Source organism: Companilactobacillus kimchii DSM 13961 = JCM 10707 (assembly GCF_001435445.1).
Classification (GTDB): domain Bacteria; phylum Bacillota; class Bacilli; order Lactobacillales; family Lactobacillaceae; genus Companilactobacillus; species Companilactobacillus kimchii.
The window spans coordinates 105842-118835 of the sequence record NZ_AZDH01000014.1 but is presented as its reverse complement, the minus strand read 5'-3'; the positions used below and the strand labels follow the sequence as shown (position 1 = coordinate 118835).

General features: G+C 35.8%; 13 protein-coding genes. 7 read left to right on the top strand and 6 right to left on the bottom strand.

The features are described 5' to 3' along the window. Position 1: 1 nt before the first annotated feature. Complete coding sequence (gene phnX / locus FC97_RS06020) at positions 2–796, top strand: phosphonoacetaldehyde hydrolase (protein WP_054642476.1); 795 nt, start codon at positions 2–4, stop codon at positions 794–796. Beyond that, the gene (phnW, locus tag FC97_RS06015; RefSeq protein WP_054642477.1) at positions 790–1881 is read left to right on the top strand and encodes a 2-aminoethylphosphonate--pyruvate transaminase; all 1092 of its coding nucleotides are present in this window, start codon (positions 790–792) and stop codon (positions 1879–1881) included. The genes phnX and phnW overlap by 7 nt, the downstream gene beginning before the upstream one ends. Before the next feature lie 38 nt (positions 1882–1919). On the opposite strand, the gene FC97_RS06010 is transcribed toward phnW, so the two are convergent. After that, positions 1920–2576 (bottom strand): phosphatase PAP2 family protein, encoded by a 657-nt coding sequence (locus tag FC97_RS06010; RefSeq protein ID WP_054642478.1) that lies wholly within the window; start codon positions 2574–2576, stop codon positions 1920–1922. A gap of 188 nt (positions 2577–2764) precedes the next feature. On the opposite strand from FC97_RS06010, the gene FC97_RS06005 reads away from it, so the two are divergent. From FC97_RS06005 to FC97_RS05990, 4 genes are all read left to right on the top strand, one after another. Next, entirely contained in the window at positions 2765–3013 is a 249-nt protein-coding gene (locus FC97_RS06005) for a hypothetical protein (RefSeq protein ID WP_054642479.1), read from the top strand. Between the two features lie 180 nt (positions 3014–3193). Continuing rightward, the gene (gene spxB, locus FC97_RS06000) at positions 3194–4954 is read left to right on the top strand and encodes a pyruvate oxidase (protein WP_056967931.1); all 1761 of its coding nucleotides are present in this window, start codon (positions 3194–3196) and stop codon (positions 4952–4954) included. Next, the gene (locus FC97_RS05995) at positions 4954–5157 is read left to right on the top strand and encodes a hypothetical protein (RefSeq protein ID WP_054642480.1); all 204 of its coding nucleotides are present in this window, start codon (positions 4954–4956) and stop codon (positions 5155–5157) included. The genes spxB and FC97_RS05995 overlap by 1 nt, the downstream gene beginning before the upstream one ends. Before the next feature lie 60 nt (positions 5158–5217). Continuing rightward, complete coding sequence (locus FC97_RS05990; protein WP_056967929.1) at positions 5218–5532, top strand: hypothetical protein; 315 nt, start codon at positions 5218–5220, stop codon at positions 5530–5532. Between the two features lie 31 nt (positions 5533–5563). Here FC97_RS05990 and pstB read toward each other — a convergent pair whose 3' ends face one another. From pstB to FC97_RS05970, 4 genes are all read right to left on the bottom strand, one after another. Next, positions 5564–6358 (bottom strand): phosphate ABC transporter ATP-binding protein PstB, encoded by a 795-nt coding sequence (gene pstB, locus FC97_RS05985; protein ID WP_054642482.1) that lies wholly within the window; start codon positions 6356–6358, stop codon positions 5564–5566. A gap of 10 nt (positions 6359–6368) precedes the next feature. Then, complete coding sequence (gene pstA, locus FC97_RS05980; RefSeq protein WP_054642483.1) at positions 6369–7256, bottom strand: phosphate ABC transporter permease PstA; 888 nt, start codon at positions 7254–7256, stop codon at positions 6369–6371. Next, positions 7257–8174, bottom strand: a complete 918-nt coding sequence (gene pstC, locus FC97_RS05975; RefSeq protein ID WP_054642484.1) for a phosphate ABC transporter permease subunit PstC — start codon at positions 8172–8174, stop codon at positions 7257–7259. Between the two features lie 71 nt (positions 8175–8245). Further along, positions 8246–9154 (bottom strand): phosphate ABC transporter substrate-binding protein PstS family protein, encoded by a 909-nt coding sequence (locus tag FC97_RS05970; RefSeq protein WP_054642485.1) that lies wholly within the window; start codon positions 9152–9154, stop codon positions 8246–8248. A 380-nt stretch (positions 9155–9534) separates the two neighbouring features. Here FC97_RS05970 and FC97_RS05965 point away from each other — a divergent pair, with 380 nt between their 5' ends. Beyond that, positions 9535–10275 carry a response regulator transcription factor gene (locus FC97_RS05965; RefSeq protein ID WP_054642486.1) on the top strand — a complete coding sequence of 247 codons (741 nt, stop codon included), beginning with the start codon at positions 9535–9537 and terminating at the stop codon, positions 10273–10275. A 47-nt stretch (positions 10276–10322) separates the two neighbouring features. Here FC97_RS05965 and FC97_RS05960 read toward each other — a convergent pair whose 3' ends face one another. After that, positions 10323–12977 (bottom strand): HAD-IC family P-type ATPase, encoded by a 2655-nt coding sequence (locus FC97_RS05960; RefSeq protein ID WP_054642487.1) that lies wholly within the window; start codon positions 12975–12977, stop codon positions 10323–10325. Positions 12978–12994 lie beyond the last annotated feature (17 nt).

Sequence of the window (12994 nt, the reverse complement as noted above, 5' to 3'; positions counted from 1 at the left end):
TATGATTGAAGCAGTTATTTTCGACTGGGCGGGAACAACCGTTGATTATGGGAGTTTAGCACCAGTCATCGCATTCAAAAAGGCGTTTAAAGATGCCGGAATAGAATTAAGTGATGAAGAAATTCGTCGAGATATGGGAATGGCCAAGTGGGACCACATTGGCAAAATTCTTGAACTCGATGATGTTAAGCAGCAGTGGCAAGAAAAGTATTCAGCATTACCTAACAATGATGACCGTAAAAAAATATATGCCGGTTTTCAACAATCATTGATTCATTATTTAAAAGAATATACAGAATTGAAATCAGGTGTATTAAAGACTTTCAATTATTTGAAAGATTACGGCATTAAAGTTGCAACTACTACTGGTTATACTGCGGAAATGATGAAGATTGTTGAATATAAAGCTGCAGAATATGGCTATACTCCTGATTTAGTTGTGACGTCGGAAGATGTTAATAATCAAGGACGTCCTTCTCCAGCAATGATCCAATTGATTATGAGAAAATTCAATATTGATGATTCCAAAAAGATAATTAAAGTAGGGGATACTTTAGTAGATATTGAAGAAGGTCGTAATGCTGGTGTCAAAACAGTTGGGATAGTCGAAGGCAGTAGTTTAATGGGATTATCACAGGTTGAATTTGATGAATTGGATAACGAGCAACAAATTGCTAAACGTAATGAAGTAAAACGTAAATTTGAATCTGTTAATGCTGATTTTATAATTGACAGCATTTATGACTTGGTTCAAATTATTGAATATTTAAATGAATCGATGGATAAAAAATGGTAAAAAAATATTTGCTTCTAACACCTGGACCATTAACTACTAGTGAAAAAGTAAAAGGTGCAATGGATTTTGATTACTGTACTTGGGATGACGATTATAAAAAGATTACACAATCATTTCGTCATTCGCTACTGGACGTAGCACAAGTTAGTGAAGAAGAATATTCAGCTGTACCAATTCAAGGTAGTGGAACTTATGGAGTTGAATCAGTAATTAGTTCGACTATTTCTGATAATGATAAGTTATTAATTGCTATCAATGGTGCATATGGTAAACGTATCAGTGAAATGGCTGATGTTTATGGTATTAAGCATGTTGATTTAGTTGTTGATGAAAGACAACCAATTACTTTGGAACAAGTTACAAAAGCTTTGGATGAAAATCCAGACGTAACTCATTTTGCAATGATTCATTGCGAAACAACAACTGGAATTCTAAATCCAATTGAAGAAATTATTCCTAAGGTCAGTGATCGTGGAGTAATCACAATTGTCGATGCAATGAGTAGTTTTGGTGGAGTTCCAATTGATGTGAAAGCTAATAAAATTGATTTCTTGATTAGTAGTTCTAACAAATGTATTCAAGGCGTACCTGGATTCTCATTTGTTATTGCTAAAAGAAAGATTTTAGAAGCCGCTAAAGGAATTGCTAGAACATTGTCGCTGGATCTATATGGACAATATGATGAAATGGAACGTAACAATGGTAAGTGGAGATTTACTTCACCAACTCATGTTGTCCATGCTTTTGCGGAAGCTCTAAAGGAGCTAAATGAAGAAGGTGGAGTAATAGCACGCCATCAACGTTATGTAAATAATCAAAAGCATCTGGCCTCTGGTATGGAAGAACTTGGTTTTAAAGTTTTAATTGATGAAGAATTTCAATCACCAATTATCACGTCATTTATTTATCCAAGTGATGATTTTGATTTTCATAAATTCTATCAAGAATTAAAGGAAGATGGGTTTGTTATTTATCCTGGGAAGATTTCTCAAGTGCCAACATTTAGAATTGGTAATATTGGGGAAGTTTATGATGAGGATATTACGAAACTATTATCAGCTGTGAAGGAAATCGTTAATAGATAAAAAAATACTCAATCGACCCTAACAGTCGATTGAGTATTTTAGTCTTTATGATCAATTAGATTAGTGATTGAGTCATAGTATCTTAAATATAGTAGTTCACAACATTCCCACCAAGTACCAGCCAATAAGGCACTCCCGATAACATCACTGGGAAAATGTCCTCTGAGGTATACTCTTGAAATAGCAACAATTATAAGCCAGGTTATTAATAATCCTGTGATGATTTTCCTATTAGATACCTTTTTAATAACAGGTAAAATTAGAAAAATTAATGTCAGAATAACCAGAGTAGTTCCAAAGACATGACCGCTAGGAAAACTATATCCTGAAGCAGGGATGATTTTTCCCAGTGGCCTTTGGCGTCTGACGGTCATTTTTACAAGGAAAGCAATAATATTTCCACTAATTAGAATGAAACCAATCCATAAACTAGAATCCTTTTTACCCTTTTTGAAAAGAATAAACATAATTAATAATAGGTAAATCACGTCCATCATAGGACTACCTAAAAATGTAATTGTAGAAAATATTTTAGTGTTAGCAGGTGATACTATGCTACCTAGAATATTTTGAATAGAGTGGTCAAATCCTAAAATGAAAGAATTATTGCTGACAATCATAATCTCTAGTAAAAAGAAGATAACTACATAGGTTAAAGAAAGCCACTTTCTGTGATTATTTGGTTTAAATATCAAAATAAAACTCCTTTGGATCAAAAAGATAAATGTACACATCCGTAATTGCTTTAAGCTTTGATTGTAATATTATTTTCATGAGATTTACAGTAAATTATATATTTTTTTAAAAGATATTTAATTACACAAAATAATATACTAGTTAAAGTCATTAATGATATAATCTAATCTACAAAAGGAGGCTTAAAATGCTCACATTAATGGCAGCCAGCACGACTAGTAGCTCGGCACCGATATTGATTGCTATTGGGGCAGCAATTCTTGTAATTATTTGGTTATTTATCAAGACAGGAATTGCGTTGTTACATCATCCAATAATTGGGATTATCTTAATTCTTTTAGGGGTATTAGGATTGTGGAATTATCTCATTATCGGTATTGGGGTAATTGTTGGTGGAATAGTTTTCCTAGTTGTATCACAGTTTTTCAACAATTGATGAAATTACAAAGCAGGGCGCTTGCCTTGCTTTTTTTGTTGAAGTTTTGTATACAATTACAAAATATATCGAGATTAATTATTTGATTTTTTCGCTAAAGTATTCGATGATAACGTTTGCAGGCAACTTATATAGTTATGCATAAATGTTAATTGAGGTTTTCGAAAGGAAAGTGTAAATATGACAAAAATGATAGCTGGGCAAGCTTTAGTAAAAGTTCTTGAGGATTGGGGTGTTGACCACATTTATGGTGTACCTGGTGGTTCAATCAACCATACCGTTGAAGGTCTTTATTTAGAAAAAGATAAGGTTAAGTATATTCAAGTACGTCATGAAGAAGTAGGCGCTATTGCTGCTTCGGCTGATGCTAAATTCACAGGTAAGATTGGTGTCGCCTTTGGTTCTGCCGGCCCTGGTGCCACACATTTATTCAATGGATTGTATGATGCCAAGATGGATCACGTTCCTGTTTTGGCTTTAGTAGGTCAAGTACCACAAGAAAATATGAATACTAATTACTTCCAAGAAATGGATGAAGGACCAATGTTTAGTGATGTTGCAGTTTATAACCGTACCGTCACAACAGCAGAACAAATTCCTTATGTAATTAATCAGGCCATTCGTGAAGCATATCGTCAAAATGGTGTAGCGGTCGTTATTTTGCCAGAAGATTTAACAACTAAGGAAATTGATTACACACCTGCCAAGACTCCAAAGATTGTAAAGAATACTTATTCTCAAACAATCAATCCAGATGATGTTCAAAATACTTTGAAAATGTTGAAGGAAGCTAAGCATCCATTAGTTTATGCCGGACGTGGTTTGCTAGGAGCAAGAGATGTTTTGACCAAGTTCTCTGAACAATTCAACATACCAGTTATGAATACAGTTCCAGCATCTGGTGTTATCAGTACCGATCATCCTAACTTCATCGGTACCTTTGGTAGACTAGGGAGTAAGTCAGGTTTTGAAGCTTTACAACATACTGATTTGATTCTGTTTATCGGTTCAGAATTCCCATTTGCTAGATTCTGGCCTGAAAACGTCAAGATTATCGATGTAAACAATAACCCTTACGATATTGGTAAAACAGTTGATGTTGATTATGCAGTTATAGCTGATGCGAAGAGTTATTTGCAAGCCTTGATCAATACCAAAGAAACTTTACCAGCAGGTGTTTGGTTGAAAGCTAACCAAGAGAATAAAGCTAACTGGGACAAGTGGTTAGACAAACTTGCTAAAGATGACAGTGATGGATTGAATCCTGAAACTGTTACAAGTAAAATTGCTGAAATGGCCGGACCTAACGATACTTATGGTGTTGATACTGGTAATGTAACTGAATTTGGTGTCCGTGGATTGCCAATGAATCACAATCAACGTTTTGCCTTGTCAGGTTTATTTGCAACAATGGGCTTTGGATTACCAGCTGGATTGGCCGGTGCCTTGAGTGTTCCTGAAGGACAAGCTTGGACTCTATCAGGTGATGGTGGATTTTCAATGGTAGCACCTGATTTAATTACTGAAGCTAGATATGGTTTGCCAGTTGTTAATGTTATTCTTTCAAATGAAAGATTAGGTTTTATCTACTATGAACAAGTTGCATCAAAGCAACACTTGTACGGGGTTGATTTGACAGGTGCTGACTGGGCTAAGGTAGCTGAAGGACTTGGTGGTATTGGATTTACTGTTAAGTCAATTAAAGATGTTAATGAAACGTTCGACAAAATCAAAGAACTACAGGCTTCTGGGAACAAGAAACCAATCGTCGTTAATGCGGTAATTAAACAAGATGACCCGATTGCAACGGCCTTTATGCCATTGGACCCTAAGTTGTATGGTCAAGATGCAGTTGATGCTTATGCAAAGAAGTATCATATTGATGTTAAGGAACAACCTTCACTCGGTGAAATTTTAAGAGCTCAGGGAGACAATGATTAATGTTAAAGATAACTTATTTAGACAGTGGTATAGAAAAAACAAAGGAATATAAAAATGGTGATCAGTTTGTAGCCATTCAACAATTGGAGGTGCCTGATTTTGAAGATTATGTCAAAATTGTTCAAGCAACCGAAGATAATCAAAAATTACCTTTGAAGGATTCTACAATGTACGGTCTATATAATTATTTGATAAACAAGTAAAATAAAAGACGGGATAAAAATTATCTCGCCTTTTTATTTTTATACAAATGAGGAAATCGTATGTCAGTTGATAATTTAGGGGATTTAAAAAAATTAGTTCGATCTAAAGAAGATGGATTTGAAGTTACAGGTTCAGCTTTTGAATTTTGTGATCAAGTACATCAGGCACAGGTATTCGGCAGTGGGTCCGATTGGTCAATAGCAGCTACTAATGGCTGGATGGCTCTGGTTACAGGGTTCAATCATAAGATACATCGTCTATTTATGAGTCAAGATAAGAAAGAACGTGAAGATCTTCAACATTTGATTTCTACGCAATATGTTATTAAAAAGACTGAGCAAGCCGAGAAGTATCGCTTAATTTTGAAGAAATAAAAAACGACCATTTTAAATGATCGTTTTTTATTTAGCCAAAATTACCAGAAACATAATCTTCGGTTGCTTTCATTTGAGGATTAGTAAAGATATTGACGGTTGAGTTGTACTCAATCACATGTCCCAAATGTAAGAAAGCTGTGTAATCACTGATACGTGAAGCTTGTTGAAGATTATGGGTAACGATAATAATGGAATAGTCTTGACTTAAATTTTTTAAAGTTTCTTCAATTTTAGAAGTTGAAATAGGATCTAGTGCACTAGCTGGTTCATCTAAAAGTAAGATGTCTGGGTGCATGGCAATTGATCTGGCAATACAAAGACGCTGTTGTTGACCACCTGAAAGGGCGAGAGCACTTTTATCGAGATCGTCTTTAACCTCATCCCAAAGTGCTGCTCCCTTTAAACTTTGTTCCAGACGCTCTTCTAAGTCACTCTTTTTCTTTATTCCGGCATTCTTCAGTGCAAAAGTAATGTTCTCACGAATTGACTTAGCAAAGGGATTGGGTCTTTGAAAAACCATACCAATATGCTTACGTACTTCGTAAACATTGGTAGCTGGTGAATTGATATTGACCCCACGATAAGAAATTTCACCGTCAACCGTAGCAACTTTATCATTCATTCGATTCAAACAACGAAGAAAAGTTGATTTACCTGAACCGGAGGCCCCAATCAAAGCAGTGATTTTATATCTGGGAAAGTTTAGATTTGCGTCAAATATTGCCTGGTTCTTACCATAATAGACTTGGACGTCTTGTGTGGAGAGAGCTAGTTTTTCTTTAATATCTGTTATATAGGATTCATTCAAATTGTATTCATTCATTTTGGGTACCTCATTTCGTGGCAGTAATTTTTTTGTATAGTTTATTACCCAAGAAACGAGCCCCTAGGTTAAAGAGAAGGATAACGATGATAAGTACGGCAGATGAAGCACTAGAAATTAGGTTTGCATCTGGTGTGACACTTTCAGTATTAACTTTCCAAATGTGAACAGCTAAGGTTTCGGCAGGACGCATTGGATTCAGAAAGCTATTGGCAGAGAAGATGTTCCAATTGCTGTAATCAACGGTTGGAGCACTTTGACCAGCTGTATAAATTAGCGCAGCGGCTTCACCAAAAATTCTACCGGCACTTAAGATTAAGCCAGTCAAAATTCCTGGTAATGCGGCCGGCAAAATAATTTTAGTTGTAGTTTTCCAGTTGGATAAACCTAATGACATACCAGCTTCTCTCTGCAGGTTGGGAACACTACGTAGAGATTCTTCAATGTTTCTAGTTAATAGAGGGAGATTGAAGAAAGTTAAAGCAATGGCACCAGATAAGATAGAGAATCCGAGTTTTAACTTTATAACGAATAGTAAGTATCCAAACAAACCAACAACAACTGAAGGTAGTGAACTTAAAACTTCAACACTAGTTCTGATCAAATCAGTAAACCAATTGTCAGCAGCATATTCAGACAAGTAAATACCAGCACCTAAACCAATTGGTAAAGAAACGATAATTGTTAATATTAGTAGATAGAGCGAGTTGAATAACTGATCGCGAATACCACCACCAGCACTGAAAGATTGGGCAGCTGAAGTTAAGAAATGCCAAGAAATATCAGGGACACCGTTAAAAAGAATGTATCCCAAAATGGCAATCAATAGTAAAATTACGGCGCCGACGATAGTGTAAATAATAAAACTAGCGATACGGTCGATTTTTTTAGCATTCATTTAGAAACGACCTCTCTTTCCAATGAATTTAACGATTAAATTAAGAATTAACGACATTAATAAAAGAATCAAAGCTAATGACCACAAGGCGTTGTTAGGGAGAGTTCCCATAACGGTATTACCAATATCGGTGGTCAATTTACTTGTTAGGGTAGAAGCAGGTGAAATTAAGTTTTTTGGCATTAAAGCTGCATTACCAATAACCATTTGAACAGCTAAAGCTTCACCGAAAGCACGAGCCATTCCGAAGATGATGGCAGTCAATAATCCAGGAATAGCAGCACGTAGAACTACTTTGTAAATAGTTTGCCATCTAGTTGCACCTAGGGCTAAGGAGGCTTGACGATAATACATAGGAACTGACTTAAGACTATCTACAGATAAGGAAGTAATTGTTGGTAAGATCATTACGAATAAAACTAATGTACCTGAGAGAATACCGAATCCAGTTCCACCAAAAATTCCTCTAATAAAAGGAACAATGACAGACAGGCCGATAAATCCATAAACAACTGAGGGAATACCGACTAGTAATTCGATGACAGGTTGTAAAATCTTACTACCATTTTTGCTTGAGAATTCTGACATAAAGATTGCTACACCAATAGCAAAGGGAGTAGCAATTAATGCGGCTAAAAGTGTCACACTAAATGAGGTAACAATCATTGGTAATGCCCCAATGTCAGGTCTTCCTTTGCTATCTAGGGCGCCAGGATTCCAATTGGTCTTTGTTAAAAAATCAAAAACATTAACCTTATCCTTAGTAAAGGTAGCTAAACCTTTAGAAGCAATAAAATAGAGGATACATGTAACTAGTAAAATGATTAAACCAATGCATAGATAACAAATTCCCTTGCCAAAGTAGTCTTGAAAAGTGGCTTTGGATTTCGTTTGTAGTTTCTTTTGAATTTTATCCATAAGGGAATCACTCCTGTATATACAAAAAGAACCCCGACCAAGATTTACAAGGTTGAAGTCCCTCTGATTATTTATTTAGAACTAACTGTTCCTTTTGAATCTTTTTGAACTTTCATGTTATGAATACTGATATATCCCATATCTTTAACTAATGATTTTTGAACGTCATCTGAATTCATGTAATTTAAGAATTTAGCAACGGCACCCTTAGCAGCTCCGTTTGTATACATGTGTTCATATGACCAGATCTTCCATTTGTTTGTTTCAACGTTAGCATCTGTTGGTTTAACATTGTCGATTGAAACAGCTTGGATCTTATCATTAATGTATGAGAATGCTAGGTAACTTACAGCACCTGGTGTACTTTCAACAATCTTTTGAACAGTACCATTTGAGTCTTGTTCTTGAGATTTAACAGCTTCAGCGCCTTTTAGGACAGCTGCTTCGAATGTTGCACGAGTACCACTACCTTTAGCACGGTTGACAACGGTAATTTTTTCATCTTTACCACCAACTTCTTTCCAGTTAGTGATCTTACCAGTAAAGATTTTCTTAACTTGGTCCATTGTAAGGTTCTTAACGTTAGCATCTTTGTTAACAACTGGAGCCATACCTACAACTGCAACCTTATGATCAGTGAGTTTCTTGGAATCAATACCTTGTTTTTCTTCGGCAAAAATATCAGAGTTACCAATTTCTACTGATTTGTCTTGCACTTGGCTTAATCCAGTACCAGAACCTCCACCTTGAACAGTGATGTTGATCTTACTATTCTTCTTTTGAAAATTTGTTGCTGCTTTTTCAACAAGTGGTTGTAGAGCAGTTGAACCGACAGCGGTAACCTTACCTGAAGTCTCATTGCTGCTGTTTCCCTTTGATGCAGCTGAGGAATCCTTACTGCCACTATTTCCACAGCCAGTTAGGATTAGCATCAAAGCTGCAACTCCTAATACTAATGAAATGATAGTTTTCTTTTTCATTCTTAAAACCCCTATTCAAAGTCGTATTGGTAAATTTCTTTATCGAACAATATAAATATAAGGCGACTGTGTATATATAATGTTTATTTAATGTAAAGTTTGTGTAAAGTTGTTAAAAAAATATACATTTAGCCAGTAGACTATCTTTTGCAAGGGATTCAAGGGTTTCACTTAATATAACAATAATTGTAAATGTATATATTCAAATACAATGGATGAATTGGTCTTTGTAAATGACCTACCTAATTTCCATTGTTATAATCAAAATGTTAAGTGGCTGTTGTTAGTTTTGTTAAGAAAATTTACCTTTTCTAAACTTTTTAATATTGTAAAGTTTCAGCCCTTGCAATATTAAATGACCGGAAGGAAGTAGAGATAGGATGCAACCGCTAGTATTGTTGAGTAATAAGCTATCACTTTTTATCGAGATCAATGGTTATTTTAATAATCAGGGATGGTTTATCAGAAATGTAACCGATCCAAATGAAGTTGAGAAATTAGTTGAAAATGAAGATGTTGCTGGATTACTTTGGGATTCATCGATTACCAGTATGAGTGAATCTTTAAAGATACTAAAATCATTACGCAGCAAAATTTCGGGGCCAATAATAGTTTTGGCACCTGCCAAAGATAAGAAAAGACGGTCACTTTTTTACAATATTAATATAGATAGTTTTATTACAAGACCATTTGAGTATCCCGAATTGGTGGCCAAGGTAAAGCAATTGTTTTGGGTTTATGATCGCTTTTCAATTACTAATGATTTAAAGAAAAGTAAAAAGCAAGAATATCGAACTGAAACAGTTAAGTATAACGATATTGTGATTGACTTTAAGCATTATAGGGTAACGCATCGAGGTTATGATATTGGCCTAACACCAAAAGAATTCAGTTTGTTTTGGTATCTAGTTCAGCATCGTGGAAAGGTTTTAAGTCGAGATCAATTATTAGAAGGAGTCTGGGGTTATGATTCGGCTGGCTCTAGTCGAACAGTTGATATTCACATCAGTCATTTAAGGGATAAACTAGCAGAAAAATCTGAAACTAAGGACTGCATTAAAACAGTGCGTGGTTTTGGATATGTATTGGATAATCAATATCCATTAGTTTCAGAGAAATAAAAAAAGATCAATATAACGTAATTTCTACGTGTGTATTGATCTTTTTATTATTTCTGTAGCTTTATTCTAATCATTTTGTCGATTTCAGTAACTACTAGAACGATGGCTCCAGCGGCGACTGCTAATCCCCATTCAAGGGAGGTGATAGGTCCGGTTGAGAATATTTCTTGCATAAACGGTGTATAAGTTAAAAATAGTTGTAGCAAGATCATCAAACCAACGAAGACAAAGACTTTTGAATTGGAGAAGAGTTCTTTTGATAAAGCTAGTTTAGGTGTACGAATATTGAATAAGTAGAAAATCTTACCAATAATCAAAGTGTTAACCATAGTTGTACTGGATATCACTTCTCCCACACCTTTATTGTTTAGGTAAATATCTATGATCAAACTGACGGCCGCAATTAAGATAGCTACATAAGTCATCTGGAAGACATCGTGACGACTCATTAATTTACTACCAGTTTTTCGTGGCTTTCGGTTCATAATCCCTTCTTCAGCTGGTTCAAAGATTAAAGCAAATTGAATCGTAATGGCGGAAACCATGTTGATCCATAGTAACTGTGTCGGTTGAAGCGGAATTTCTTGTTTTGTCAGAATGGCATAGGCAACAATCAAACCTTCAGAGAATGAGATAGGTAATAGGTAAAGAATGCTCTTTTTGATATTATCGAAGATTCGTCGACCTTCTTTGATAGCAGATGACATAGTTGCAAAGTTGTCGTCAGTCAAAATCATATCGGCAGAGTCTTTGGCAACATCAGTTCCTTTAATACCCATGGCAACACCGATATCGGCTCTCTTTAAGGCTGGGGCATCGTTGACACCATCACCAGTCATGGCAGTAACTTTGTTGTTCTTTTGCAATGCTTCGATTATTTCTAATTTGTTACTAGGGGTTGTTCTAGCAAAAACCTGATTTTTGTCAGCAGCAATAATCTTTTCTTCATTTGATAAAGCATCCCATTGAGTACCAGTAATAGCATGGATTTCATCAGCTAAACCTAAACTTTGACCAATAGATTTGGCAGTAATTGCATTATCACCAGTGATCATTTTAACCTCAACACCAGCACTACGCATGACCTTCAATGATTCAATCACTTCTTCACGTGGAGGATCAATGATGGCGACTAAACCTAGGAAGTTAAGGCCATCGACAATCATTTCATGGGTAATCTCGTTTGTGGTGTCGGGTTCTTTTTCGTAACCAACAGCGATGACACGTTTTCCTTCTTTAGAGAAGCGTTCAACTTTGTCTACCCAACTATCATAGTCAAAGTTAGCATCCTGTTTTTTAGCCATAGCCAAAAGTTTATCCGGAGCACCTTTAACGAAAAGAATTCGCTCATTTTGTTTGTTCTTAACCAATTTACCGATGTAACGGTAATCTGAGTCAAAAGGTAGGATATCGATTTCTTCAAATTCTTTGGGTTGGTCGTAAGCAAATACTTTATGGTAAAGCGTTAAAAAGGCTCCATCAGTCGGTTCACCATTAATGTGCCATTGACCATTTTCATGTAATAGATCAGTATCGTTGGCATAGTATCCGGCTTGTAAAAGTAATTTCAATTTGGGTGTCATCGTTACTGATTTACCCTGACTTAGAATTTCACCATTTGGTTCGTATCCAGTTCCACTAACGGTTAACTCCTGATCATCAATTAGAATGTCAGTTACAGTCATTTCATTTTTAGTCAGAGTACCAGTTTTATCGGTTGCTACAACGTCAACTGAGCCAAGTGTTTCAACAGCTGGCAAAGTTTTAACAATTGTATTTTGCTTTTTAGCCATATCACTAACACCTTTGGCTAAAATAACCGAAGTAGTAGCAGGCATACCTTCAGGAATAGCACCAACCATCATGGCCACAACAGCTAAAGCCAGAACTGGAAGGGCATAGGTATCAAAGATTAAACCAATGATAAAAATTAGGATCGAAGCACCCACGATAGCATAAGAAACCTTTGTTCCTAAACCATCGATGATTTGCATTAATGGTGTCTTTCTCTGTTTAACAGCACTAACTTCTTGAGAGATTTTACCAATTTCAGTATCGGAAGCTGTTCCAACAACTATACCGCTACCACTACCGTTAGTTACTGCGGTTGAGGCGAAAGCCATATTAGTTTGTTCAGCCAAAGGAATGTTTTCGGCCGTTAAGGCATCAGCAGTTTTGGCAACAGAGTTGGATTCTCCGGTTAAGGCGGATTCCTGAATTCTTAAATTATCAGAATCAATAATTCTAAGGTCGGCCGGTACATTGTCACCAGCTTCTAAGAAAACTGTGTCACCAACGACTAAATCCTCAGCGGGCACGTCTTTTCTTTGTCCATCACGGTAAACAGTAGCCTCTATTGAGAGCATTTGTTTAATTTTTTCTAGGGCATCAGACGCATTTACTTCTTGGTAGTAACCAATAATAGCGTTGATAACAACTACTAATCCAATGATGATTGAGTCAGAATAATGTCCCATCAATAAGGTGATGATTACTGAAGCAATCAAAACATAGATGACCATATTGTTAAATTGGCGTAGGAACATTTTCCATTTTGGTGTTCGATGCGATTCTAGTTTGTTGGGACCATTCTCAGCTAAACGTTTTTTAGCTTCTGAGGCAGTTAGTCCCTCTTTAAATTCATTTGTGTTATATGTTTCTTTGAGTTTTTCAAAGTTTATTTGATAAGGTTTAGGTTTCAATTTACATCTCCTTGTAT